Annotated in this window: 42 protein-coding genes; 23 read left to right on the forward strand and 19 right to left on the reverse strand. The window is 27.7% G+C overall.

Annotated features, from left to right (window positions below; genetic code table 11):
- The first annotated feature begins 65 nt into the window (after window positions 1–65).
- From HA145_RS05335 to HA145_RS05350, 4 genes are all read left to right on the forward strand, one after another.
- Entirely contained in the window at window positions 66–782 is a 717-nt protein-coding gene (locus HA145_RS05335) for an MBL fold metallo-hydrolase (protein WP_209128182.1), read from the forward strand.
- A 154-nt stretch (window positions 783–936) separates the two neighbouring features.
- Window positions 937–1,218, forward strand: coding sequence for a hypothetical protein (locus HA145_RS05340; protein WP_209128183.1), 282 nt, complete (start codon window positions 937–939; stop codon window positions 1,216–1,218).
- Between the two features lie 50 nt (window positions 1,219–1,268).
- Window positions 1,269–3,875: an aminopeptidase N gene (gene pepN / locus HA145_RS05345; RefSeq protein WP_209128184.1), complete on the forward strand. Its 2,607-nt coding sequence runs from the start codon at window positions 1,269–1,271 to the stop codon at window positions 3,873–3,875.
- Window positions 3,876–4,270: 395 nt separating this feature from the next.
- On the forward strand, window positions 4,271–4,432 hold the full coding sequence (locus HA145_RS05350) for a hypothetical protein (RefSeq protein WP_025933616.1): 162 nt from the start codon (window positions 4,271–4,273) through the stop codon (window positions 4,430–4,432).
- 13 nt (window positions 4,433–4,445) lie between these two features.
- Here HA145_RS05350 and HA145_RS05355 read toward each other — a convergent pair whose 3' ends face one another.
- From HA145_RS05355 to HA145_RS05365, 3 genes are all read right to left on the reverse strand, one after another.
- Window positions 4,446–4,646, reverse strand: a complete 201-nt coding sequence (locus HA145_RS05355; protein WP_209128185.1) for a hypothetical protein — start codon at window positions 4,644–4,646, stop codon at window positions 4,446–4,448.
- Between the two features lie 93 nt (window positions 4,647–4,739).
- Entirely contained in the window at window positions 4,740–5,915 is a 1,176-nt protein-coding gene (gene purT / locus HA145_RS05360) for a formate-dependent phosphoribosylglycinamide formyltransferase (protein WP_209128186.1), read from the reverse strand.
- Between the two features lie 11 nt (window positions 5,916–5,926).
- On the reverse strand, window positions 5,927–6,169 hold the full coding sequence (locus tag HA145_RS05365; protein ID WP_209128187.1) for a lectin subunit alpha: 243 nt from the start codon (window positions 6,167–6,169) through the stop codon (window positions 5,927–5,929).
- Between the two features lie 146 nt (window positions 6,170–6,315).
- On the opposite strand from HA145_RS05365, the gene HA145_RS05370 reads away from it, so the two are divergent.
- Window positions 6,316–6,795, forward strand: a complete 480-nt coding sequence (locus tag HA145_RS05370; protein ID WP_209128316.1) for a glutathione peroxidase — start codon at window positions 6,316–6,318, stop codon at window positions 6,793–6,795.
- 140 nt (window positions 6,796–6,935) lie between these two features.
- Here the strand turns inward: HA145_RS05370 and HA145_RS09555 are convergent, their stop codons facing one another.
- The 3 genes from HA145_RS09555 to HA145_RS05380 are packed head-to-tail and all read right to left on the reverse strand — an operon-like array spanning window position 6,936 to window position 8,135.
- A complete protein-coding gene (locus HA145_RS09555) occupies window positions 6,936–7,337 on the reverse strand; it encodes a hypothetical protein (protein WP_245151790.1) in 402 nt (133 codons plus the stop codon).
- Entirely contained in the window at window positions 7,321–7,695 is a 375-nt protein-coding gene (locus HA145_RS09560; RefSeq protein WP_245151791.1) for a hypothetical protein, read from the reverse strand. The genes HA145_RS09555 and HA145_RS09560 overlap by 17 nt, the downstream gene beginning before the upstream one ends.
- Before the next feature lie 47 nt (window positions 7,696–7,742).
- Window positions 7,743–8,135, reverse strand: coding sequence for a hypothetical protein (locus tag HA145_RS05380; RefSeq protein ID WP_209128188.1), 393 nt, complete (start codon window positions 8,133–8,135; stop codon window positions 7,743–7,745).
- 172 nt (window positions 8,136–8,307) lie between these two features.
- Between HA145_RS05380 and dusB the strand changes: the two genes are divergently transcribed.
- Both dusB and HA145_RS05390 read left to right on the forward strand, forming a co-directional pair.
- Window positions 8,308–9,315, forward strand: coding sequence for a tRNA dihydrouridine synthase DusB (gene dusB / locus HA145_RS05385; protein ID WP_209128189.1), 1,008 nt, complete (start codon window positions 8,308–8,310; stop codon window positions 9,313–9,315).
- A gap of 18 nt (window positions 9,316–9,333) precedes the next feature.
- Window positions 9,334–9,588 carry a DUF2470 domain-containing protein gene (locus HA145_RS05390; RefSeq protein ID WP_209128190.1) on the forward strand — a complete coding sequence of 85 codons (255 nt, stop codon included), beginning with the start codon at window positions 9,334–9,336 and terminating at the stop codon, window positions 9,586–9,588.
- 23 nt (window positions 9,589–9,611) lie between these two features.
- Here the strand turns inward: HA145_RS05390 and HA145_RS05395 are convergent, their stop codons facing one another.
- Together HA145_RS05395 and HA145_RS05400 are read right to left on the reverse strand one after the other, a co-directional pair.
- Window positions 9,612–9,776, reverse strand: coding sequence for a translation initiation factor IF-2 N-terminal domain-containing protein (locus HA145_RS05395; RefSeq protein WP_209128191.1), 165 nt, complete (start codon window positions 9,774–9,776; stop codon window positions 9,612–9,614).
- A 45-nt stretch (window positions 9,777–9,821) separates the two neighbouring features.
- Entirely contained in the window at window positions 9,822–10,061 is a 240-nt protein-coding gene (locus HA145_RS05400) for a hypothetical protein (RefSeq protein ID WP_209128192.1), read from the reverse strand.
- 443 nt (window positions 10,062–10,504) lie between these two features.
- Here HA145_RS05400 and HA145_RS05405 point away from each other — a divergent pair, with 443 nt between their 5' ends.
- Genes HA145_RS05405 through HA145_RS05420 form a run of 4 tightly spaced genes read left to right on the forward strand, consistent with a single transcriptional unit; the run spans window position 10,505 to window position 12,343 of the window.
- Entirely contained in the window at window positions 10,505–10,924 is a 420-nt protein-coding gene (locus tag HA145_RS05405) for an acyl-CoA thioesterase (RefSeq protein ID WP_209128193.1), read from the forward strand.
- Window positions 10,925–10,966: 42 nt separating this feature from the next.
- Window positions 10,967–11,164 carry a hypothetical protein gene (locus tag HA145_RS05410; protein WP_209128194.1) on the forward strand — a complete coding sequence of 66 codons (198 nt, stop codon included), beginning with the start codon at window positions 10,967–10,969 and terminating at the stop codon, window positions 11,162–11,164.
- A 40-nt stretch (window positions 11,165–11,204) separates the two neighbouring features.
- On the forward strand, window positions 11,205–11,456 hold the full coding sequence (locus tag HA145_RS05415; RefSeq protein WP_011818540.1) for a hypothetical protein: 252 nt from the start codon (window positions 11,205–11,207) through the stop codon (window positions 11,454–11,456).
- 20 nt (window positions 11,457–11,476) lie between these two features.
- Window positions 11,477–12,343, forward strand: coding sequence for a restriction endonuclease (locus tag HA145_RS05420; RefSeq protein WP_209128195.1), 867 nt, complete (start codon window positions 11,477–11,479; stop codon window positions 12,341–12,343).
- A gap of 5 nt (window positions 12,344–12,348) precedes the next feature.
- Here the strand turns inward: HA145_RS05420 and HA145_RS05425 are convergent, their stop codons facing one another.
- Window positions 12,349–12,753, reverse strand: coding sequence for an MAPEG family protein (locus HA145_RS05425; RefSeq protein WP_209128196.1), 405 nt, complete (start codon window positions 12,751–12,753; stop codon window positions 12,349–12,351).
- Between the two features lie 375 nt (window positions 12,754–13,128).
- Here HA145_RS05425 and HA145_RS05430 point away from each other — a divergent pair, with 375 nt between their 5' ends.
- Complete coding sequence (locus HA145_RS05430; RefSeq protein WP_209128197.1) at window positions 13,129–13,422, forward strand: virion host shutoff protein; 294 nt, start codon at window positions 13,129–13,131, stop codon at window positions 13,420–13,422.
- A 9-nt stretch (window positions 13,423–13,431) separates the two neighbouring features.
- On the opposite strand, the gene HA145_RS05435 is transcribed toward HA145_RS05430, so the two are convergent.
- The gene (locus HA145_RS05435) at window positions 13,432–13,974 is read right to left on the reverse strand and encodes a PAP/fibrillin family protein (protein ID WP_209128198.1); all 543 of its coding nucleotides are present in this window, start codon (window positions 13,972–13,974) and stop codon (window positions 13,432–13,434) included.
- 78 nt (window positions 13,975–14,052) lie between these two features.
- Between HA145_RS05435 and HA145_RS05440 the strand changes: the two genes are divergently transcribed.
- A complete protein-coding gene (locus HA145_RS05440; RefSeq protein ID WP_011376579.1) occupies window positions 14,053–14,337 on the forward strand; it encodes a DUF1330 domain-containing protein in 285 nt (94 codons plus the stop codon).
- A gap of 136 nt (window positions 14,338–14,473) precedes the next feature.
- Window positions 14,474–14,653 (forward strand): hypothetical protein, encoded by a 180-nt coding sequence (locus tag HA145_RS05445; protein WP_011863071.1) that lies wholly within the window; start codon window positions 14,474–14,476, stop codon window positions 14,651–14,653.
- A gap of 4 nt (window positions 14,654–14,657) precedes the next feature.
- Here the strand turns inward: HA145_RS05445 and HA145_RS05450 are convergent, their stop codons facing one another.
- The 4 genes from HA145_RS05450 to HA145_RS05465 all read right to left on the reverse strand — a co-directional run bounded on the left by HA145_RS05450 (window position 14,658) and on the right by HA145_RS05465 (window position 15,897).
- Entirely contained in the window at window positions 14,658–14,837 is a 180-nt protein-coding gene (locus HA145_RS05450) for a hypothetical protein (RefSeq protein ID WP_011818547.1), read from the reverse strand.
- Window positions 14,838–15,143: 306 nt separating this feature from the next.
- Entirely contained in the window at window positions 15,144–15,446 is a 303-nt protein-coding gene (locus HA145_RS05455) for a hypothetical protein (RefSeq protein WP_079342681.1), read from the reverse strand.
- Window positions 15,447–15,632 (reverse strand): hypothetical protein, encoded by a 186-nt coding sequence (locus HA145_RS05460; protein WP_245151792.1) that lies wholly within the window; start codon window positions 15,630–15,632, stop codon window positions 15,447–15,449.
- A gap of 85 nt (window positions 15,633–15,717) precedes the next feature.
- Window positions 15,718–15,897: a hypothetical protein gene (locus HA145_RS05465; RefSeq protein WP_025891753.1), complete on the reverse strand. Its 180-nt coding sequence runs from the start codon at window positions 15,895–15,897 to the stop codon at window positions 15,718–15,720.
- A 239-nt stretch (window positions 15,898–16,136) separates the two neighbouring features.
- On the opposite strand from HA145_RS05465, the gene HA145_RS05470 reads away from it, so the two are divergent.
- The 3 genes from HA145_RS05470 to HA145_RS05480 all read left to right on the forward strand — a co-directional run bounded on the left by HA145_RS05470 (window position 16,137) and on the right by HA145_RS05480 (window position 17,623).
- Window positions 16,137–16,319, forward strand: coding sequence for a Nif11 family protein (locus tag HA145_RS05470; RefSeq protein WP_011863077.1), 183 nt, complete (start codon window positions 16,137–16,139; stop codon window positions 16,317–16,319).
- 85 nt (window positions 16,320–16,404) lie between these two features.
- Window positions 16,405–17,175 carry a PAP/fibrillin family protein gene (locus HA145_RS05475; protein WP_209128200.1) on the forward strand — a complete coding sequence of 257 codons (771 nt, stop codon included), beginning with the start codon at window positions 16,405–16,407 and terminating at the stop codon, window positions 17,173–17,175.
- Window positions 17,176–17,308: 133 nt separating this feature from the next.
- Complete coding sequence (locus HA145_RS05480) at window positions 17,309–17,623, forward strand: hypothetical protein (RefSeq protein ID WP_209128201.1); 315 nt, start codon at window positions 17,309–17,311, stop codon at window positions 17,621–17,623.
- A gap of 18 nt (window positions 17,624–17,641) precedes the next feature.
- Here HA145_RS05480 and HA145_RS05485 read toward each other — a convergent pair whose 3' ends face one another.
- Complete coding sequence (locus HA145_RS05485) at window positions 17,642–17,803, reverse strand: hypothetical protein (protein WP_011818555.1); 162 nt, start codon at window positions 17,801–17,803, stop codon at window positions 17,642–17,644.
- Window positions 17,804–17,899: 96 nt separating this feature from the next.
- Window positions 17,900–18,274 carry a hypothetical protein gene (locus HA145_RS05490; protein WP_209128202.1) on the reverse strand — a complete coding sequence of 125 codons (375 nt, stop codon included), beginning with the start codon at window positions 18,272–18,274 and terminating at the stop codon, window positions 17,900–17,902.
- Window positions 18,275–18,453: 179 nt separating this feature from the next.
- Between HA145_RS05490 and HA145_RS05495 the strand changes: the two genes are divergently transcribed.
- The 3 genes from HA145_RS05495 to HA145_RS05505 all read left to right on the forward strand — a co-directional run bounded on the left by HA145_RS05495 (window position 18,454) and on the right by HA145_RS05505 (window position 19,731).
- Entirely contained in the window at window positions 18,454–18,660 is a 207-nt protein-coding gene (locus HA145_RS05495; RefSeq protein WP_025891758.1) for a hypothetical protein, read from the forward strand.
- Window positions 18,661–18,942: 282 nt separating this feature from the next.
- Window positions 18,943–19,185 carry a hypothetical protein gene (locus HA145_RS05500; RefSeq protein ID WP_209128203.1) on the forward strand — a complete coding sequence of 81 codons (243 nt, stop codon included), beginning with the start codon at window positions 18,943–18,945 and terminating at the stop codon, window positions 19,183–19,185.
- A gap of 132 nt (window positions 19,186–19,317) precedes the next feature.
- Window positions 19,318–19,731: an OsmC family protein gene (locus HA145_RS05505; RefSeq protein WP_209128204.1), complete on the forward strand. Its 414-nt coding sequence runs from the start codon at window positions 19,318–19,320 to the stop codon at window positions 19,729–19,731.
- Window positions 19,732–20,367: 636 nt separating this feature from the next.
- Here the strand turns inward: HA145_RS05505 and HA145_RS05510 are convergent.
- Window positions 20,368–20,751, reverse strand: a complete 384-nt coding sequence (locus HA145_RS05510; RefSeq protein ID WP_209128205.1) for a DUF1499 domain-containing protein — start codon at window positions 20,749–20,751, stop codon at window positions 20,368–20,370.
- 855 nt (window positions 20,752–21,606) lie between these two features.
- On the opposite strand from HA145_RS05510, the gene HA145_RS05515 reads away from it, so the two are divergent.
- Together HA145_RS05515 and HA145_RS05520 are read left to right on the forward strand one after the other, a co-directional pair.
- On the forward strand, window positions 21,607–21,855 hold the full coding sequence (locus HA145_RS05515; RefSeq protein WP_209128206.1) for a hypothetical protein: 249 nt from the start codon (window positions 21,607–21,609) through the stop codon (window positions 21,853–21,855).
- An 83-nt stretch (window positions 21,856–21,938) separates the two neighbouring features.
- A complete protein-coding gene (locus tag HA145_RS05520; protein WP_011863089.1) occupies window positions 21,939–22,085 on the forward strand; it encodes a hypothetical protein in 147 nt (48 codons plus the stop codon).
- On the opposite strand, the gene HA145_RS05525 is transcribed toward HA145_RS05520, so the two are convergent.
- The gene (locus tag HA145_RS05525) at window positions 22,086–22,871 is read right to left on the reverse strand and encodes a metal ABC transporter permease (protein ID WP_209128207.1); all 786 of its coding nucleotides are present in this window, start codon (window positions 22,869–22,871) and stop codon (window positions 22,086–22,088) included.
- 17 nt (window positions 22,872–22,888) lie between these two features.
- On the opposite strand from HA145_RS05525, the gene HA145_RS05530 reads away from it, so the two are divergent.
- A complete protein-coding gene (locus tag HA145_RS05530) occupies window positions 22,889–23,323 on the forward strand; it encodes a Fur family transcriptional regulator (protein ID WP_209128208.1) in 435 nt (144 codons plus the stop codon).
- Window positions 23,324–23,336: 13 nt separating this feature from the next.
- Here the strand turns inward: HA145_RS05530 and HA145_RS05535 are convergent, their stop codons facing one another.
- A complete protein-coding gene (locus tag HA145_RS05535) occupies window positions 23,337–24,107 on the reverse strand; it encodes an ABC transporter ATP-binding protein (protein WP_209128209.1) in 771 nt (256 codons plus the stop codon).
- Window positions 24,108–24,195: the final 88 nt, after the last annotated feature.

Genomic DNA, 24,195 nt, shown 5'->3' on the forward strand with positions numbered 1-24,195 from the left:
CTAAATTAGTAACTTCTCGATAAATCCAAAATTACTTTATTATTTAATAAGACATTTTTATAATAATGGCTTTTGAAGCGACCTACCTTGGATCAAATGGTTGGCTTATAAAATTTCCAAAAACTAGTTTGATTATTGATCCTTGGCTCAAAGGAGATTTAATATTTCCACCAGGTGAGTGGTTTTTTAAAGGATCATTAGAAAAAGAAATTTCAATAGATAAAGAAATAGATATTATTTTATTAACCCAAGGATTACCTGATCACTGTCATGTACCAACATTAGAAATGTTCAGAAAGGATATTCCTATAATTTGCCCTAAAAGTGCTATTGAAACATTAAAAAAAATTGGTTTTAATACAATAAAATTGCTTAAACCAAACGAAAAGACTAGTCAATTCAATTTAAGTTTTGAAGCCACTGCTGGAGCTCCAGTACCACAAATAGAGAACGGATATATTGTTAAAGACGATCAAGATAATGGTTTTTATATAGAACCCCATGGATATCTTGATAAAAATTTAAATAAACAAAATCTTGATGCAGTCATTACTCCTACAAAAAATTTAGAATTACCCCTTGTAGGTTCTTTTGTGAAAGGTGCTGATGTAATACCTAAATTGATTAACAAATTCAGTCCTAAATTTATACTTTCAAGTACCGTGGGCGGAGATGCAACATATTCTGGTTTTTTAAATAATTTTATTTCAGTACAAGAATACAAAGAAGAATTAAATAGTAATCTAGTAGATCTAAAGAGTATGCAATCTATTATGATTTAAATTAATCCAAAAAGATCTTTTATTTAGTCATTTAGCTTGGAATTAAATCTAGTATAAAAGGAGTTCAAAAATTCATTCATTTTTTTTTACCTCAATACTTTTATTAGCTTTAAATAGTAGCTATGTATGTGAAAATTCAAAGCTTGATCTTGTTATGAGAAATAATATTAATGGTGACTTTTCTATAGTAGAAGAGATATCTGAGTTAAGGCCAGGAGCATTTATAAATATTAATTGGAATAAAAAAAAGCTTATGCTTCCATACTCTCTAAGGAAATATTATATTTCCTTTACAGATAAAAAATGGGAATGGAGGTACCAATTTAATAAGGATGGATCGCCTGATATTGATAATCCTTCTTTATACGAGCTACTTCCTTCTGGAGAAATTAAAACACATTTTTGTGAAGCAGAAAATAATATGTCAAACTTATAATTTCAACATAAGTTTTCTAGATTATTTAACTTCTGAACTTCTTTGTAAAAATGAACAATCCCAAAAATCAAAAGAGTTTTTCTAAATATATAAAACTTGAAGACTACAAAGTTTTTGATTATGAAATTCCAGAAATTTTTTTGGACTTCGTAATTAAGAAAAATGCTGTTAATGTTACGACAAAACTAAAATTAGTAAAAAAAAATAAAAAAACCAGAAATCTTATTCTTGATGGTAAGGATATATTAATAAATAAAATATTTATAGATGACTTACTACTAGAAGAGAAATACTACAAACAGCAAAAAAATAACTTAAAAATTAAAAATATAAATAAAGATAATTTTTTATTAAAAATAGAAGGAATAATTAAACCGAAGGAAAATACATCCCTTTTAGGAATGTATGAAAGCAATGGAATTATAACTACGCAATGCGAGGCAGAGGGATTTAGAAGAATAAGTTTTCACTCTGATAGGCCTGATATTCTAAGCAAATACACGGTGAGAATTGAGGCAGACAAGAATGATTATCCTGTCTTACTCTCAAATGGTAACGTCGTAAAAGAAAATAATCTTCCAGATAATAGACATGAAATAATTTGGGAAGACCCATATCCGAAACCCTCATATCTATTTGCATTGGTAGCAGGCAAACTTAATTGTGTAAAAGACAATTTCATAACAAAATCAAATAAAAAAGTAAAAATAAATATTTATGTTGAATATGGCGATGAACAATATGTTCAACATGCAATAAGTTCCTTAAAGAAATCCATGAGATGGGACGAGGATAAATTTAACCTTGAATACGATTTGTCATTGTTCAATATAGTCGCAATAAGGCACTTTAATATGGGAGCCATGGAAAATAAAAGTCTCAATATTTTCAACTCAAAATTAATACTCGCTAATTCTGAAACAACAACTGATGAAGAATTAGAGAGAATAGAAGGAGTGATTGCCCATGAATACTTCCATAATTGGACAGGTAATAGAGTTACTTGTAGGGATTGGTTTCAATTATCTCTAAAAGAGGGTTTAACAGTATTCAGAGATCAACAATTCACTGCAGACCTTCATAGTCATGAAATCAAGAGGCTTGAGGATGCAAAATTTCTTAGAAGAAATCAATTTAGAGAAGATTCAGGTCCAACATCGCATCCTGTAATGCCAGAAAAATATCAAGAAATAGACAATTTCTATACCACCACGATATACGAAAAGGGGGCAGAAATAATTAGAATGCTTAATAAGCTTGTAAAAGATGAAAATTTCTATAAAGGATTTAGTAATTACATCGCAATATATGATGGGAAGGCTGCAACAATAGACCAATTTGTCGATAAAATTTTAGAGGAAAATAAAGAAATCGATCCTAAAGAATTTAAAGTTTGGTATAAGCAAAATGGCACACCAAAAGTTAAATTCAAGAGAATCTGGGATCAAACAGACGAAAAACTTACCATTCAGGCCTCACAAAGTAATCCAACAAGGAAAAACCCATATAATGATTTACCTCTAATAATTCCTATAAAACTGGCTATATTTTGCGGTGAAAATAAAAAAATTGAAAAAACAGTTGTTTTAAAAACAAAAAAACAAGAATTTATTTTTAGGAATGTAAGTTCTCACCTCCAAATCCCTTTAGTAACTTATTTTCGCGAATTTTCTTCACCAGTAGATTGGGAATCAGACACTACCTTGGATGAAAAATTTTTAATCTTAAAATATGAAAAAGATTTTTTTACACTATTCAATACTATAAAATTATTTTATAAAAAAATTATTTTATGCAGATTAGATGAAAAACCAGATCATAAAATTGAAAATAAATTAATAAGCACCTTAATATCATTCATAAAAAATAAAGATATTAATTTATCTCTTTTATCAGAATTACTTAGTATTCCGACGTTTGCTGAAATCGAATCTGAGATGGAAAATATAGACCCTTTAAAAATATATAAAACTATTGACGAATTAAATCATTTATTCGGTACCAAATTAAAAGAAGAATTATATTTTAAGCTCCAAGAAATAGAGAAAAATCTAGATAAAGTTTGGCCAGAAGGTAAAAATGAAAGAAAACTAATCGAAACTATTTGGAAACTACTCTTGCATAGTGATGATGGGGAAATTAAATGCAAAATAACTAATTATGTTGATAGTAATTCGATGACGCTAGCAAAAGCTGCATTGAATTCTTTCAGTAGGATTAATTGTCCTGAAAGAAAAATTATTTCAAATATATTCTTCAATAAATGGAAAAATAATAGTTTAGTTTTGGATAGTTGGTTCTCATTCAATGCATCTATAGAAATTGATGAAACAACAAAAAGCATTGAAAAATTATTTGAAAATAAGTTTTTTGATGCAAAATCACCAAACACTTTAAGAGCTATATTAAATACTTTCGTAACAAGAAATAGTACTTTTCATGCTATGGATGGTTCTGGTTATAAATATATTGCAAAAAAGATAATTGACTTTGATAAATTAAATCCAATCGTAATTTCCCGTTTTGTTAAAGTATTTAGTAGATATAATTATTATTCAGAACCTTACAAAAGCAATATGATAGAAACAATAAAGCAGATAAAAAAAAATAAACTATCAACAAATACTAAAGAAGTATTAGATGCAATAATAGAGTGATTAATTGATAATATTTAACTAAACATAATAATAACAATTGTAAATATTAAAAATAAAATAAATACAAGATACTTATTAATAAAAATATAAACTAAATTATTATTATCTTTATTCCACTTTTTATTTACGTATTCCTTCGTTATAAATTTATTAGGTCTGCCACAATATAAACATGTTGGGGAAGTTTTTAAAATTAAATTTTTACATTGTGGGCACTTTTTTTTTTCCATAATCTAATCTTACTGAATAAAATTGAAAACAGAAACCATCAATAAAATAAGTAATTTAAATTTTATTTAATATATTTTGAATAATTAAATATCATTGCAAAAAAGAATTGGATTCTAACTATTTAAAAAAATTTAATATAATAAAAAATTACTATTTGGTTTAAAATGTTTGCTATTGCACTTGGAATGTCCCCTGTCGAGAAAATAACTGTTGCAATATCTGCTTCAATTTTTATAATCGCTTTTACATGGGTATCTATTAAGGGAGATTTAAGAAAACTTGCTAATGAACTAATTGAAGATAATGAAAATAATCAGGATAATTAAAAAATCTTTTACTCTACTTTGCATGCAAACTAGGGTAATCAATAATATGCCTAATTTCTTTTAGAGAAGAACCATAGATTTTTTCACCATTTAAGTGAACACCAATCCATTTTTCCTCTTTTTTAAAAAAATTACTTTTAGTAGTATTCATCTCGAAATAATCTTTATTATCCCAATTTAAAGTTATATCCCAACCTTTATAATTTTCTATCATTGTGAAATACAGAACATAATTAAATAATACCCAATGAGACATATAACAAAAACAAAGGAAATAAGTATTTTTTTCGTTATTTTTTTTTAATATTTATTTAGAACTGACTTTTATTTTACGAGCAGCTTCATCTGCATTTTTTCTAGCCAAATTAATGTCAGGATTTGAAGAGAGAACAACACCCATTCTTCTACCTTTTCTAGAAACTGGTTTACCAAATATGAGTACTTTAGTCTTTTCAAATTCTAATGCTTCATTAAGACCCTCATAAATAGGATTTAGATACTCTTGGTTAGAGAGTATAACTCTAGTTGCAGAGGGTTCTATTAGATCTATATGCGGTATTGGTAAATTTAAAAAAGCCCTTAAATGTAATTCAAATTCATTAATATTTTGACTAACTAATGTAACCATACCTGTGTCGTGTGGTCTTGGTGATAATTCTGAAAATATAACCTCACTTCCTTTTATAAAAAACTCTACTCCGTATAATCCAGCTCCATTAAGGTTATTTAATATTCTACTTGTCATTCTCTTAGCTTCAATAATTAAGGACTCTTTGATCTCTATAGGTTGCCAACTACATTGATAGTCACCATTAGATTGAAGATGTCCAATTGGTAAACAAAAAATATTTTCACCATTTTCTTTTCTTACAGTTAAAAGCGTAAATTCAAAATCAAAATCAATAAATTCTTCAATAATTACACCTTTAACCTTTCCTCTTGAATTTGATTGTGCCTGTTTCCAAGCATTTTGTAAATCATTTTTTGTTTCAACCAAACTCTGTCCCTTTCCCGAAGAGCTCATTAAAGGCTTCAGTAAAAATGGGAATCCAATTTCATCTGCTTTTTTTTCTAAATCATCAAATTCAAAAATATAATCAAACTTTGCAGTTCTTATTTTTAAATCTCTAGAAGCTAAGTCTCTAATCTTATCTCTATTCATTGTAATTTCTACAGTTCTGGCGTTGGGAACAATATTGAATCCTTCATCCTCTAGTTCTTTTAAGGCCTCAATTGAAAGTGCCTCTATTTCTGGGACAACATAGTCAGGTTTAAATTCTTTTATAACATTTTTTAAAATATTTTTATCTCCCATATCAATTACTCTTGAATAATCAGCAACTTGCATTGCAGGTGCTTTTTCATATCGATCAATTGCAATAACTTCTAATCCTAATCTTTTGGATTCTATTACTAATTCTTTTCCAAGCTCGCCACTACCAAGCAATAAAATTCTCTTTTTAGAAAAAATTGACTCTTTCATACAAATAACACTTATTCTTCATCTCCAGAAGGTTGTGAAGATGTATCATCTGTAAATTTTTTATTTTTAGAATAACTAAATAAAAAGTATCTACTAAACCAATTTTGACTTCGCATACTATTAGTTATTGACTTTGAAATTGCACCTAAAAAAAAGAATCCAATCATTGCCCAAATGATTCTTTCTAAAGCAATTGCAGGTGAAAAACCTTGGCCGGAATTAATAATTTCAGTAAGAGGGTCTAAAGGGTCCAAATTTAAAATGATAAATAATATTAATTATAAAGGGTTAAATAAATGAAAAATTAAAACTTATAAAAGAAATAACCAAAACCATCATATAAATTAAACACAATAAATTCTATACAATGCTATCTTCAAGGGGTGAATTTTTTTTAGACATGCAAGTTGACGTGCAAAATACTACAGTTCTTTCTGCAGATGGATCATCCATAAAACTAGGTAAATATTCAGGGGAAGTAATTTTAGTTGTAAATGTAGCTAGCTATTGCGGAAATACTGCTCAGTATGAGGATCTTCAAAAGCTACATGATTTATATTCAAGCAAAGGCCTAAGAATACTTGCATTCCCTTGTAATGATTTCGGAAAACAAGAACCCGATTCTCTTTCAGAAATAAAAGATTTTTGCACAACAAATTATGGAGTTAAATTTGAAATCTACGAAAAAGTTCATGCTAAAGGCAACACCACAGAACCATACACAACCCTTAACAAGGTTGAACCTGAAGGAGATGTTGAATGGAATTTTGAGAAGTTTCTGATAGGAAAAGATAGTAAAGTAATAGCAAGATTCAAACCAGGTATTAAACCGTTTGACGAAAACTTAATAGCAGCTATCGAAGTAGCTTTAGATTCATAACAATCTTCTTATAATTCAAATTAAAATGTTTAAATTTAAGATCCTTTATATTGAATTAAAAAAATAAACATATTATTCTAAAAAATATCCTATTTTTAGGATTCAAACCTTTCTAATATTATTAAATTTAATTTAAAATTTTATTTATTATCAGAATCAACTTCTACGTCTATTATTTCATCTTTAACAGTTCTTTTTTTAGGTTTAATTGATTTTACCTCAGGCTCTATTTTTTCTTCTTTAACAGTTCTTTTTTTAGGTTTAATTGATTTTACCTCTGGCTCTATTTTTTCTTCTTTAACTTCAATTTCTTCTGGTGCCCCTGCCTTTACTTCTGATTCTACTATTTCTTCTCTAACTTCAATTTTTTCTGGTGCCTCTGCCTTTACTTCTGACTCTACTATTTCTTCTTTAACTTTAATTTCTTCTGGTGCCCCTGCCTTTACTTCTGATTCTACTATTTCTTCTCTAACTTCAATTTTTTCTGGTGCCTCTGCCTTTACTTCTGACTCTACTATTTCTTCTTTAACTTCTAACTTCAATTTTTTCTGGTGCCTCTGCCTTTACTTCTGACTCTACTATTTCTTCTTTAACTTCAATTTTTTCTGGTGCCTCTGCCTTTACTTCTGACTCTACTATTTCTTCTTTAACTTCAATTTTTTCTGGTGCCTCTGCCTTTACTTCTGACTCTACTATTTCTTCTTTAACTTCAATTTTTTCTGGTGCCTCTGATTTTACCTTTGAATTAGCTAACCTTTGATCTTGATCTTTACTAAAGAGGAATTTTAATAGTTTTTTGAATAATGAGAAACCTTTTTCAATTCTTTTAGGACCTAAAATTGAAAGCAAAATGACTAAAATTATGAATATTTCAGGTGAATTTAAACCTAATAGTTTCATAAAGTAATGAATTCTATTTATATTTTAGTACATGCTAAAAATTTAATCTAATTATTCTCAAAAGTTGGTAAATAGAGTTCCCTATTTGATGCAATTAAACCTTCTTCTTTAAAAAACATCTCTAGGTCTTTTAGATCATTTAAATCTACAAATTCACCACAATTATCTAATATATTATTATGGGTGAAATTCCATAAATTATCCAAATATTCGTCATCGTCTGGAAATGCTACAAATTTTAAATATGTATTATTCAAAGCATATTCACTAGCAAAATCAGAATCTAATCCTTCTCTCTTAGCATCACAAAAAACTTTAGCAAATCTTTTGCCTACTGAAGTTTGAGCACTCGATAAATCTAAATTACCTTGTATAGCTTTTACATTTATTGGTGCAATAAAAATAATTATTGAAAGAAAAATAGATACTAATATAAACAAGAAAGAATTTCCTTTTTAAATTTAAACTCAATATAAACTAACAAAAAAAGTAATCAATTAGGCCAATTTAAGTAAAAGCACTTATTATTAATTAAGAAATAAATAGAAAACATAAAATCAGCTCCATATTTGAATTTATAATAAAAAAAAGATTAAATAGATTTAAAATTATATGTCTTCAAATATAAAACTAAAAGGAAGGGGAGTTAATAGGATAATTACGAGTAAAGTCATGCTATCTCCATTAGCAGGAGTTACAGATAACATTTTTAGGCGACTTGTACGTAAATGGGCGCCAAACTCTTTACTTTTTACAGAAATGATAAATGCCACAAGTCTTAAAAAGGGATTTGGAACACAAAAAATCAATCAAATAGATTTAGAAGAAGGTCCAATTGGAGTACAAATATTTGATAATAGGCCATATGCCGTTTCTGAAGCCGCGAAACAAGCTGAGGACTCTGGAGCTTTCTTAATTGATATAAATATGGGATGTCCAGTAAAAAAAATTGCAAAGAAAGGTGGAGGCAGTGCTTTAATTAAAGACCGCAAACTTGCTATAGAATTAGTCAAAAATGTCGTAAAAGCTGTCAAAATTCCAGTCACTGTAAAAACTCGACTCGGATGGGATAGTAAAGAAGAAAATATAGAGGATTTCTTATTAAAGCTTCAGGATGCGGGAGCAACAATGATCACACTTCATGGAAGAACTAGAAAGCAAGGTTTTTCAGGCAAGTCAGATTGGGAAATGATCGGGAGACTTAAGAGGTTATTAGAAATTCCAGTAATTGCTAACGGAGATATCAAAAATCCAGATGACGCTCTTAATTGTTTAAAAAAAACAAATGCTGATGGTGTAATGATTGGACGAGGGATTTTAGGATCACCATGGAAAATAGGAGAAATAGATTATGCCATTAGAGAAAATAAAAACTTTAAAGAACCAAACACTGAAGAAAAACTATATTTAATTATTGAGCATCTTGATGAATTAATAAAAGAAAAAGGAGATCACGGCTTGCTTATTGCCAGAAAACATATCTCATGGACATGTAAAGACTTTAAAGGAGCATCAAATTTGAGAAATAACTTGGTTAGAGCTGTTGATAAAAATGAAGTTAAAAATTTAATAAATAAAATGATTAAAACTTTGGAAAATGAAAAAAATATATTAGTGTAAAACCAATCTATTCTTTAAATGAAAATAATTAGTAAAGAGACAAGTAAAAGAGTTTGTGATCATATGAACAATGATCACATAGATTCAGTTCACAAATATCTTATTCATTATGGAAAGATATCAAACTTTGATAATGCATATATGGAAGAAATTAATAATAGTTATATAAAAATCAATTACGATGGCCAGTCAGCAATTATCAACTTTAAAAATGAAATATCTGAAGAAGAAATTCATTCAACCTTAGTATCAATGATCAAAGAGATTAAATAATAAAGTAATTTATACAAAAAAATCTAATTTTTATTTTCATAATAATCAGTTATCTTCTTACATTCTTCAAATGAAAGCATGCTTAATCTAGATGTGGCTTTTATTTTTAGAATCGCACAAACAGCTAATAAATCTGAGATATCAATATTAATTGCTTCAGAAAGCTCTAGGACCCTAAGACCTTTCATTAGTATGAAAAAAAATCTTTTTCTAAATTATTAGAAACTTTGAAATCAATGGGCTGCATTTTTCCCTAAACCTGCAACAAATGGAAAAGTTTGTTCATCCCCAAATATATCTTCTACTGAAGAATTAGAAATATTATTTTTTTTATTTTTATCAGGCTTAATATCTTCAATTTCATTAGAAATATTATCTTTAATGTTATTTCCAATTTCTTTTGCTAATAAATTATCCATATTAGAAAATATTGAAAAAACTAAAACAAATAAAAACAAAATAATTCTTTTCATAAAAAAATTTTATCTAATACTATTGTCATATGCCAATAAAGTTATTTAGAAAAAATATATAATTTTAAAACAAATCTAAATAAATCAAAGTAAAAATTATTCATCTTCCCAACTTATTTCTATTTTTAAATCTAATTAAAAAATAAAGACCTAATAATAATAGAATTGCCAAGGAATACTGATTAAGAAAAACATAAACTATATATACGAGAAAGGGGAACAAGCATGCCCTCTTGAAATTTAATTTCTGTTCTTTTGACATATTTTTCCAATTTAAATATTCTTCCCATTGAAAAATCTTCTTCATTTTTCTACTTCTATTATTACGATTAAACATAAATTTATAAATATAGTTTTAGTGATTCTTATATTAATAAACAATATTAATCTACAATATCAAAATAATTTTTTTCAATGAATAAAAGTAATTTTTATATAAAAAAATGAACTCAAAACCAATTTGGAAAATAGAAAAAATTGTTTTACCTCAACATGCCGACCATGCAGGAGTAATGTGGCACGGTACCTATTTTAATTGGCTTGAAGAAAGCCGAATAAATGCACTCTTAGAAGTAGGTACAAGTTATTTTGAACTAACTAAAAAAGGCTTTGATTTGCCTTTAATCAATACTTCAATAAAATATAAATCCCCTTTATTACTTGGTGAAAAAATAACAATAGAAAGCAAATTCAATATTGAAAAAAGTCCACGGATTAATGTAATTTCAAAATTTCTTAATAAGAGAAAAGAAATCTTAACGATTGCTGAAGTCAATTTAGTCTTAATAAATAAAAGAAATTTTTCTATAATAAGAAAAAGGCCAGATTTCCTATCGGAAGCATTTATTAAATTAAACGGTTGAAATTATTATCCGTTAATTGAAAGATTTATTAAATTATTTATTATGAATATATTTCAAGTTATTGACTCTTACCAATATGAAATGGAATCAAGATATCAAGAAAAATCAATGCTTACAAATCTTTTTACAGAGCATAAATTCATAGGATGGTTAGGCTTGTTTATAGTATTTTTCTCTATCTTTGCAATTTTTGTTTTTCAATTTCTTGAGTGGGAAAGTAATGACAATAAGAAAAGTTAAGAAGATTTAATGCTTATAATTCAACTGAATGATTTAAAAAATGGCTATTTACCTAAAAATAACTAACCCTACAGAGGTTGTAAAAAAAAAGACCTCAAAATGGCTTACAGATATTACACCTGAAAGGATTGATAGGAAATTGGTCGAGGATGAAGTAATAAAAGGCATTATCGAACAATTAACATTAGAAGGCATAAAAGGAGAGATTTCAGCAATTAATGGGTTTGAAGTAAATGAATCATCAGTAATAACAAAAAATAATTTTGTTATTAGAAAAACAAAAACTTTCTAGATCAAAAATAAAAATCATTAATGAAAATTATTATTTTAATTATTTTTATCATTTTTCTAATTTTTATAATCATAAGGAATTATCAAATTAAAAAGAAAAAGATCAAATTAAATAATGCTTTAAATTCCAATTTATTTATTCAAACAATTAATAATTTAATAGAAGAAAACAAATACAATTTGTTAGAGGAAAGGATTAGATTAAGAGAAATAGATGCTTACGGTAACGAGGATTATAAAAAATGGATTGGCAATCCACCCCTTGATGAAAAAGCTATAGAGAAAAATATATTAAATGGCTCTAAGCGATTTAAAGAGGGAATTCCATACTTTTGGGAAAAGGTAATTTTAAAAAAATTTGGAAGTATGGAATTATTTTTCGAAAAGTGGAGATCATATTGTAATGAAAATCCTAATATTGATGATGAGATAATTGGATCTATTAGAAAGCTCGAGACTGAAGATTGGTTTGTGTTCATAGCAAGTCAAATAGAGAAATCATGCTTAAACCTAATAGAAAAAAACTACTCAAGTAAAAACAAGGAAAACTACAAAAAAGGTATTAGATTTGAAAATCATTGTATGGAAATTCTCAAACAAAATGGCTGGGAAGTAAAAGAAACCCCTAATACAGGAGATCAAGGGGTTGACTTAATTGCTTCGATAAATGATTTGAGAATATGTATTCAATGCAAAGATCATGAAAAAGCTATTGGAAATAAAGCAGTTCAGGAAATTTCAGCTGGTAAATTATTTTGGAAAGGTACACATGCAATAATAGTCTCAAAATCAGGCTTTACAAAGTCTGCTCATCAACTAGCAAAATCAAATAAAGTGGAACTAATCAATGAATATCAATTAAAAGATTTAGAAAAGTTTATTGTTTAAATAATTTATATCAATTGTGTTAATCCCTCTTTGTAAAGTAAAAGTGTTGTAAAAACTCCTGAGGCCCACATTAAACCTCTAGCTGTTGGGATATTAAATACATATGCACCAATATAAAAAAAACGAAAAATAGGATGAATCAATGCTGCAATTATTGCAATATTAGAGTCAGTCAAAGTAATCAAACAAAGAAGACATGCGGGTGCATGTAGTGAAATACTTTCCCAACAATTTTGATGACACCAAACTGCTCTTTTTCCAAATGAAGGTAATTCATCGAATAAAGCCCTTGGAGCAGACATATTTTCAACAGAATAACCTGCTTTAAGTCTCCCTATAGTTAATGGAATAATTGACAATAAAACAATTCCTACTGATAGACAAAGGCTCCAGGCAAAAGCTACTTGCATATAATTTAAATAATATTATTAGCTTAATAATTGAAGCTCGTTATCGTGATAAATGAAAAATCATTACCATAGATTAAACTTTGCAAAAAATGGTTTAATTTATATTAAAAAAATCATTTATGGATATTTCAAAGGTAGTTTTAATTTTTGTCATAAGTTTACTAATATATTTTGCTTTTCTGTTTTTAGGATTTTTTCTTAAGGATAAAAATTTAAAGGCTCAGAATCTAAAAAAAGAAGAATAGATAATTAATACCACAAAAATTTACTATTTTCTCAATATTTTTATATCTTTTTGGATATATTTCATGGAAATAAAATTTGATCCAAATAATAATGAGGCATATTGAAATTCAATAAGAAAGTTGACGGTATATGAAAAATTTTTATAAGTTTCTTAAAAGTTTTCTATTTATATCACTTTGGCTTATTTTATCCTCATTTTTAACCCAATATTGGAATACCTTTCATTGGGAATATATTTACTTAAACTTCAGAATTATATTTGATAAAGAATTTTGGTTTGTTGTAGAAAAAATTCTTTTAGGATTTGATATTGGTTACTGGTTAGAAGAAGCACTGAAATTCTTAAGTTATGAAATACCTAAAGAATCTTTTAAATATTTTCCAATTTATTTCGTATTAAAGTCTATTTGGATAAAGAATTAATTTATATATTTAATAGATTTTAATAAATTCTTTAAAATTATTGAATAAAGTCGGAGAATTTATTTTTCTTAAAACAAATAAAGTTCCTTTATCACCTCTGCAAATTCTAAGATTATTACTTAAATAAGTTATCTCTAACCACCCTAATTGTTCATTATTTATTTCTTTCATAGCTTTTATATTTTTTCTTCCAAACTTAGGCCCTATAACACCAGCATGTGTAAATTTTACCCCAATTCTTTTTTCATTTATATAATAAAGACTTATTAAAATACCAGTACCAATAATTGATCTTATTCCTCTCGGTTTAAGTAGATTAAGACCATTCAAATTAAAAGGATCAAGAATTTGAAGGTTATCAATAAAAGGCGAATATTTTAAAAAAGAACTATTAGAACTACTCCACCGAAGCTCCCAGACGCCCTTTAAATCATTTCTATTTTTGCTGAAGGAAAAATTATGACCAATTTCAAGTTGTTTGGCAATAGTACTTATACTCTCTGAATTTGGAGATTTAAGAAGTAAATTTAATAAATCATCTTCGGAATACATCTTATAAACGCTGAATATATAATTAAGGATAAATACTTACCTCTTTGTGCTATATTCTACCCAGAATATGTTGATTTGATGACAAAGAGCTATTGGCTAAAGAAAATTTCAATTCCAAATGCTGATTTATTTCTGGAATATATAAGGACAGTATTACCTTGGATTAAATCTGTGGGAGGAGTAATAGTAAAAAGAGATTTGATACAAGAATCAACCTCAAATGAATGGGACGGAGGGCAGCTTGGATTAGTAATAGAATTCGAATCAAAATTTGCTGCTAAAAAAGCATTTTATTCTGAAGTATTTCAAAAATATTTGCAGTCCAGAGATTTAATGGAACTAGTTACTATAAGTACTCTTTAAAAAATCAACCATTAGCGATCTCACTCAAACAACTTATAAGTATTTATTACTATTAAATTATTTATGTAATATTTATAACTTCACTAGCGATAGCATATTTTGCAAAATTTAATTGTAAAAGTAATCCGTTAATCAAATGAACTATTCAACAGAAAAGGACGATTATTTGATGACAACTCCATATACAAAAAAAATTCAGCAAAAATTTGAAAAGGTTAAATCTTTTTTAGAGCAAAATGGATTTAATCCTTCATCAGAGAGCTTAATGCAAGACATAGTTAGCTCAGAAGAATATATTGCTAAAAATGGCTTATAAAATATCAGAATATATTCAAAGTCCTTAAATAATAAAAACCGCCTATTAGAAAAGGTAATAATATTCCAATAAATAAAAATATGGATTTCTTTGATTCGCCTTCTGATATAGGGTTAATTTCTGGTTCAATTGCAAAACCATTTTGTCTACCACCGCTTTCGGTTGTATAACCTTTTTTATTCATAAGAAAAATAATCTAAGCAGATTATCTCATGTAAAAACTTATTTAAAAAATTTTTTTACATTTAGAATTAAACTAATTTTAAGATCTAATAATTGATTTCAATCTGAGATTTCAATTTGGCAGCTTTTTTTAAAAGACCTACAACTTCCTTACGGCCATTAGCAAACTCAGCCTTATTAAGTAACTCGCTATATTTTTTTGTGATTTCTCTATGATTCATTTTGGATGATCTATTCAATAAATTATAAAGTTACTAAAAATATTTTTTGTATAAAAGATATCAAAATAGAGTTTAAGTACCTTTACCTATTTAAACCAACCTTTTTTCTTTGGTTTAATCTCTTCTTTAATAACTTCTTTTTTTCTCCCAAATAATCCCTTTTTTTGGACTGGTAAATTCTCTTCAACAGGTTTAGATTTTCTATTAAATAAGCCTTTTTTTGGTTCTTTTTTAATTGATTCTTTTGTGTCGGAAATCTTTGTTTTTTTAGGATTTGATTTTGAATTCTTAGGTTTTCTATCTGCGAATAAAGTTTGATATACAAAAAAACCAAAAACAGCAAAGAAGCCTAATGCCTGTACTAGAGCAGTTCCAAGATTATCAAACATTTAGGCCTCAACTTTGTATAGTGATTCTTTTTCTTTCGCTTCTATACATTTTTTATCATCAGACAAGCATTCAATTTCTGCCTTATTCTCAGTATGAGAACTGCAACCACCTGCATTTGCATTAGATATTGAAAACAAAGTTAGTGCCCCTAAAATTAAGGCGCATGATGTGTTAATCGGTTTCATGAGTTTTATTTTTATTATGGAAAAATAATTTCCCAATTGCGAAGATAATCTTCTCTTCTGCTAAAAGTATCCCCTTTTTATATATCTATTTGTAGTAGTTAACTAAATCGATAATTAATATTGCTAGTAATGAAAAACCTAAAATGAAAGGTAAATAAGGATATTTATTTAAAATTTTGTTTAGTTTATTTTTCGATGTTTGTTTTTCCTTTTTCTTTTCTCTAGGTGGTAAGCCTAACTCTTCCCTTCTCTTAGCTTCTCCCATAATTTTTAAAACTATTTAAGACTATTTTATATAGTTAGTGGTAGTAGTGTATTGTTCTAGATTTAAATTATTAACGGTTAATTTAGTTTAAATTTTGGATATATTAAAAATATATAAAAAAAAATACATGATTGAAGTAGTTTGGTCAGTAAATATAATGATTGCAATACTTATTATTGGTGTTGCCTGGGTTCTTTATTACATATTTACTTATGATCAAAAATTTACTTCCTAGATAAATGTCAGATAAAGATCTAAGTAATTTTCTAAAAAAAATAGAGCAACTTAATCAAATTGCTGAGCTAATAAAAAATAATCCTAGTAAAAAGTTATCCCTTTCAAAATGCAAGAATCATGATGAAGTAATTAGATTAACCACTGAATGGGGTTTTGACATTGGTAAAAGGTGGGGAGAATATTAATTGATTTTATTACCAGCATTATTAAAATTGCCATCAACTTCAAATTAAATTCCTAAGATTAATTAGTATTTCTTGTATTGGAGTTATGAAAGAAATTGAAGAGATAAAGTCAAATATATATAAAATAGCTGCTGTTACAGATAGAGGGCAAAGATTAAATAAATTAATTTCTCCTATGTATGAGGAAAAAGCTAATGAAATGGATGAATTGATTGATGCTCTTAAAGACTTTAGTTTTGAAATATCAGAAAAATTATTGTCTGGAGAGTGGGAATTGATTTTTTCTAATGTTGAATTATTTCGAAGTTCTCCTTTCTTCCTTGCTATTGAAAAGGCATTAAATAATGAATTTAAAAGTAATCTTTTTTTTAAATTACATCAATTGCAAGTAGGGTCCTTTGGCATATCAACTATTGGGAGAATTGCTCAAAAGATTGATTTTGACAAAAAAGAATTTATATCTAGTTTTGACACTACAATATTTGGGCTAACAACAATTCCTATCTTAGGTTGGTTCAAACTATTGCCTACTTTTGGTGGAAGAGTAATAACTCTAGCAAGTGATTTAGTTTTAAGAAACAATTTGCTTGATATGAACTTACAAAAGACAAAAGTTTCCAAAGTTGATGGACTTAATAAGATTCCATTATTTAGTGAATTACTTATGGATAGATGGTATCCAGTTAAAGAGGTATGGAATAAGTTACCTTGGAATAAAGAATCGCCAAATTGTCAGGTTTCAATTGTATATTTAGACGAAGAAATGAGAATTATGCAGGATATGTATGGGTCTATTTTTATTTATATAAGGCCTTCAATTTCCTTGTTGAATTCAAATACAATCTCTAATGATTAATTAAAAGACTGACTAATATTTTTAGTAATTTATGGATTAAATCCATTGAAATTTTATTTTAAAGATTAATTAATAAAAACATTTCGCATCTTGAATACAAATAGGTTATGTTCATAGTGAACATTTTTTTATTATGCTCAGAAATCAAGAAAAAAATTCAGTTGTTAGAGGAATATTCTTAATAGGAGGATGGGGATTAGGTCTAGACAGATTCTACGAAGGAGATAAAAAAGGTGGTTTTTTATCAATCATTGGTTGGAGTATCACATTTTTTAGCTTTATCTTTCTTAAATGTTCAGGTTATAAATATGTTGAGGGTGTGAAAAATTATTCAGATTATTCTCCTAACCCATTAATAGTATTACCTTTACTAGCAGGAGGATATGGTGGCTTTCTAATAATTAAGAAGGCATTTAGATTAGCTAAGCAATTTGAAAATGCAGAATAATACTAACTGCAGGTAAATTCAAGATAACAATCCAGATCCTTTCAAATAAAATTTAAATAAAAGAATCACTAAAAGGTTTACAATTGCTAAGGCTACTAAACCATTTCTGTTTTTTACATCTAATTTCTTGACTAAATTAGAAAGATAAACTACAGGATTTTCTGGCTCTTTATTATCCAAGTTTTATTTAAATATTAATTTGACAAGAAAATATCACAGTTTCATTTGAAGAATCAAAATTGTAAAGATGAATATCCAAAAAGAAACAAATAATTTCTAACCCATTATTCCTGCATTTCTTAAAAACGCTTTACCCATATTGCCAATTACAAAAAATAGAGACAAATTAATTAAAAGGATTATTAATAATGCCAACATTTTATAGTTTGGATTAGTTGAAATGCCATCAAATCCATTATTAAGAAATCTTTTAAAAAGTGATTTGTCAATTTTTAGTTTTTGTTGCTCAGAATCAAGTTTTACTTTTTCTTCTGAAGAATCTTGGTTACTTGCTTTCTCTAGAAATTCTGTAAATGCCTTAACATTTTCTTCTTTTTTATTCCCCTCATTAAGATCTTTATTGTCTTCATTCAAATTGGGGGACGATTCGATTGAATTATTTTCCTCAGGATTAAGTTTTGAATCTTCCAAATTAGTAGTAAATGCTAGGAGTATATTACACCATAAAAAAAACCCACTCGATCAATTGAAGAGAGGGTTAGCTAAGGTTAAAGTTCTTACATAAATAATAATTTATTTTAATTAAATTTGCGTTTGTGGCATTATGAAGTTTTAATTTAGATTAAATTCAAGGTGATTTTTTATTTCATATGTTAGATGCTAATACTAAAAAAGCATGTAAAGATGATCCCTCAATAAGAGAAATTAAAATTAGAAATATAGAACATGCTATTGAACAAGCAGAATTGATGATAAAAGAATCAAAAATGAGCCAAGAAGAATTAATCTTCTTAAAAAGAAAAATATCGGACTCAAGGCAGGATTTAGAAATACTTTATTTAATGAAAATTCAATGAATATAAATTTTTTAATCTTTTAAAAGAATTGAATTTATACAAAGAAAATTAATTTGTATATTTGAAGACTTATAAAGTTTAAAGAGAATGTAAGAATTTTTATAAAGGTTCTAGTAATGTCTAAAAATAATCTCTATATACCTTTAAAGGTTGTTCCATACATCTTCATTTCAATTACTGCCATAGCAATAACAGCAGCTACATATGTAATTACTTAGTTCTATAAGCTATGTAAAGTTTTTAGATATTAAATAAATTAAAATATTTGTAATAACAAATTGTATGAATAAATTTAAAATAACAATTTTTACAATATTAATTATCATATTTTCCCTTATTGGGATTAAAAAATTTATTTATATAAATCAAGTTAAAGATTTAAAAAACAAAGAAGAATCATTCTTAAATGAATCTATACGTGTTTTAAACGTATGCTTCGATCTAGAAAATAAAAATAAAAGAACTCTTAATAAATCAATTGAATTAATTGAGTATTGCTTAGAGGAATATGGATATAAAAACTGATTTCAAAACTTGAATGATGAATTTCCTTAATACTCCACTAATATGCAAATAAAAAATTTCTGATCAATAATCTTATTATGTTCCATAAATTTTTTGTTATTAATAATATTTTCCTAATTTAATTTTTTTAAAATGACTAAAGTGAAATGTTCTTATTTAGGAAATTTAAACTGTGAGGCTATTCATCTACAATCTGGGAGTCTTATTAGAACGGATGCACCTTTAGATCACTGTGGTAAAGGTGAAAGTTTTTCCCCAACTGATTTATTAGCAACATCTCTAGGTACTTGCCTGCTAACAATTATGGCAATAAAAGCTAAATCGAAAGGATTTGATTTGAAAGGAATACATTTAAATATTGAAAAACTAATGACACAAAATAGCGAGAGGAAGATAAAAGAACTAATAATAGATATTTTTATACCAGAGAACACTTCTAATGAAACTATTGATTTTTTGAAAAAAGCTTCTAAGGAATGTCCAGTTACAAGAAATTTATCTCAAGAAATAGATATTAAGATTAGTTGGCATTATGAAAAATCTTAAACATAGTAATTACATAAAAAAATATTAATGAAATACTTTATTGGAATAGTCATTCTTTTATTTGGAATATATATAATGACAGACTTGGCATTAAAGACTAGGTATACAAGAAAAAGACTTTCAAAAGGGAAAAAATAAATCTTATAAATCATAATATTGCAGATTAAAGAATTAGATTTAATTTTTACTAAGAATTAAGGCATATTTTAGTTTTTATTTTTTCACTATTTTTTGATCAATCAAACTAATCAAAGGGATCATTAAATTTACATTTATTCCAACAGTGCACCATGCGTAAATAATAAGAAAAAATATTTTTATAAATAAATTAGGGGGTAAGGTGAAAAATATTTTGAAAAACCCTCCAATGAATAACACCAATATTCCAATTTGAAAAAGACCTTTGATTATCCATTCAAGTCCATTTTTTTTAATGTTTATATAAAACCAGAAAAAAACAAAACCAGATAACAATAAATATATAAAATTTATGATCATCTTTTTAGAGAAAATCTAATAAATTTGCCATTACTAAGGCATGATGATAATTATCACTTTTTATCTGCTAATTTTTTTTAAAAATGGAAAAGTTATACAAAAAACAATAATAATAAATTATTTTTTTATCTTTTATTCTTAAAACATTTTCGATTTTAGTAAATCAACTCTTTTTTGATTCACTCCCAAATCACTTTCTCCGACTCTTGATTCTGATCTTATTGATAAGACGTTTGATTCAGGAAGAAAGGATACTTCTAAGTCGTCTACATACTTCATCCATTTACTTGTTGCCTCTGCATGGAGATAATCACCATCAATTTCTACAATCTCAGTTCTTGGAGTGTTTTCGATAAATGTTTTAATCTCTTCAAAAGGTTTCTCAATATTGTTAACCTCCCATTCTTCTCGTACACAATGGGCAATATCTACACAAGGTTTTAATTCTACATGTGAGGCAAATGATGAAGAAGGGAATAAAAAGCTTGAGCAAATTAAAATTCCTAAAAAAAGTATTTTCATTAACAGGGGTAATTAACGATCCATAATCTAACGAATTAAATTACTAATTTGTAATTACGTATCTCATTATTTTTGAAGATAGCAAATATGTTTTAATATTCAGTATTTAACATGTATTTCTAATAATCAAAAAAAAAAGACCTCTTGAAAAAGAGATCTTTTAAAATTGATTTATAACAAGTGTTTCCTTGTTTCCACTGAAATAAATCAATTCCTCCTACACACAAATCTAATATCACACTTAATTTCAAAATATGTAATAACTAATAGACCTCTATCTTAACTGTCACATCGCAAAAAATACAAAAGTACTCAATCATTTCGATTGAGTACTTTTAAAGTTATCAGAAAAAAGTGTGTGAGGAGTTTCTGATATTTTTAATCTACTCCGTAGGTAATTTAAAAGGCTACAGTATAAATTACTAATTATTTAAATCTTTCAGAAAAATTGGCCGTTGATGAAAAAAATAATCAAAAACATAAAAAATTCATGAAAAGCATTTACAAAAAAATCATTTTTATTATTTCGGCAATTGCTCTTTTTTCAGTAATAGTGGGTGTTGTCAAATATTCGCTTATTTATATTGAAAATAATCCCGAAAAATACTTACCTACACAAAAGTAAGACAAAAATTAAGTATAAATTCACTTCAAAAAATCTATAAAGTGTCTTAAATATGTTTTACATAGACAGCTTTAGTCATGAAAATAAAAAATACTTCAGTTCTTAATCAGAATAATATTCATTTAATTCAATTTAAAAATAAGCATAAATATCAAATACTTGAGAATTACTGGGAGAAAAGAAAGAAAGAATGTGAAAAAAATCTTTCAAAATTTTGCTAACCGATAATTATGAATTTTATTTTTTCTTTTTTATTAGCATCTGTAATGTGGGTACAAGTTCCACAGTGGGAAGCTGACTGGTCAAAGTGTGCTGTAGATGTTCCCGATTCATCCTGTCACTGGTACGTAGCTGCTCCAGATAATACGTTTGGGGAAGGATTTAATTGGGAAAACGCACCTTGGTTTGATGCTAATGGATTACAGGATGTAGCTAAAATTGAGAGAGAATCTGTAGTAGAAAAACTTCAAAATAACTAAAGTTTCTATTTCATCAATTAACTTTTAAAAGTATTTAAATTTAGTTGCTTAGCGGTTAACTTTTGATTAATTAAAAAATTTTTATGCGTTTCAAAGTAAGTCTCAAAAAAAATGGAAAGGAATTTGATGAAGTTGTTATAGCTAATAATAAAAAAGAGGCTATGGAAGTAGCTTTAAAAAACAATCCAGAAGCTCAAGCATTAAACTCTGATTGGACATTTAAGATTTAATTATTTGCGAAGTTTAGGAATTAAAAGAGAAGCGACACAAATAACACTAATTGCAGGTCCAGGCGATAAATTAAAGACTATAGAGAGAGTAAAACCCAGAAGTGAGATGCATAATCCAAAAAATGAAGACCTCATCATTGCAATTCTTAAACTATGAGCCTTATTTAGCCCTAACAGAGTTGGGGTAGAAAGAAGAGCAATAACAAGAATTACTCCCACTGCTGACATTGAACTAACAATTACTAATGCCGTTGTAAAACTTAAAGCAAGATTTAATAAAGAAACGTTTATACCACTCGCGGATGCACCTTCTGGATCCAATCCCACATAAACAACCTTTTCATATCCAAAAGTCATTAAAAGTATAAATACTAAAAAAGCAATTATTGTTCTAAGTAAATCTCCAAAATTTGCTGTCAATAAATCCCCAAATAATACTGCCTCCAAATCAATCCTTATTCCGAGAAGAGGAATTATAAGGACTCCAAACCCAAGCATTCCGGCTAAAATTGTGTTCATTATTGCTTCATAATTTTCACTTTTTCTACTAGTTAAACTTTCCGCAATTACTGAGCCCAGAAGACCACTTATAACGCCACCAATTGAGGGATGTATTCCGAGCGCTAATGCGAGAGCAAGTCCAGGCAACACACAATGAGAGATTAAATTAACTTGTAATAATCTCTTATGAGTGATTAATACAGTTCCCATAGCTGGGCATAAAATCCCAGAGAATATAGTTATTATTAATGGAACCAGCCACCAGTTGTTATTAATAAAAGACATTATTCGAAAGATTCGGTATGATCAAAAATACGAGACAAAAAATGATTTCGGAAACAATGGTAACTAAGTCTGACATTACCAAAAGACAAGAACAACTTCTTGAAGAACTTAATAAATGTGATGATGAATTGTCTGGTCAAGAGTTGCATAGACAATTGATAGAAAGCGGAAAGGCTATGGGACTGACGACTGTTTACAGGAATCTTCAAGTTCTGATAAAGCATGGCTTAATACGTTCTAGACATCTCCCAACAGGAGAGGTTCTGTACACTCCCGTAGATAGAGATATTCATCATTTGACCTGTGTTCAATGTGGTGAGACATCAAAAATGGAAGGATGCCCGGTAAAAGATATTCATACACCCAAAACAAATCCAAAGAAATTCCAATTATTGTTTCATACCCTGGAGTATTTCGGACTTTGCCAAAACTGTTATCAAGCTCAGAATTAAAAAGGAACATTTTCTAATCACAGAAATTATTTTCGTTTATAGAGCTAATGTTTATAGCCTCTAATTTATCTTTTATTTGGTCAGGACTACCAACTGCCAAAACACTTTTATCAAGAACGATTACTTGATCATAGTTATTTAAAGACTCGCCCCAATCATGGCTACTTACGAGCAAAGAAAGTCCCGCATCCGCAAGTTGACGAACAATTTTTAGAAAATCTTCCTTTGCAGGTGGGTCCAAAGCTGCACAAGGTTCATCTAAAAGAAATATTTTTGCAGGGGACATAAGAGTTTTTGCTAATAGAGCTCTTTGCTGCTGTCCTCCTGAAAGAGAATCGAGTCTTCTATTAGCCAAATTTGCAATACCTACTCTTTGCATTGTCGCCTCTAATTCACAACATTTATTAATCCAAGAATTTGGATATGCTAGAAGAGTCTTGATTTGAAAGGGGTTATTACTTCTTGATTTTGAATACTTTATCTGACCAAGAGATACCAATTTTTCAACTGTAATGGGGAACTTCCAATTCATAGAACTTCTTTGAGGCATAAGTGCCACAAGAGCTCTAGATCTATACAAATTTTCACCGTCAATTTTTATTTCGCCTTTATCTGGAGTATTTTGTCCTTGCAATATTCTCAAAAGAGTTGATTTACCAGCGCCGTTTGGGCCAACTAACGCTGTTAGAGTTCCAGGTTTAATCTCAACCGATACCTTATTCAAAGCTGGCTTACTTTTTTTTGTGTATGCAAAGGTTAAATTTTCAGCAACTAAAGTAGCCATTAATTAATCTTTTAAAAAAGTCACTTTACAAGCTTACCAATAATACAAATTGCGTATTATTTTCATAACATTTGATACCTTTACTTGT

Source organism: Prochlorococcus marinus XMU1411 (genome assembly GCF_017696075.1).
Classification (GTDB): Bacteria; Cyanobacteriota; Cyanobacteriia; order PCC-6307; family Cyanobiaceae; genus Prochlorococcus_A; species Prochlorococcus_A marinus_V.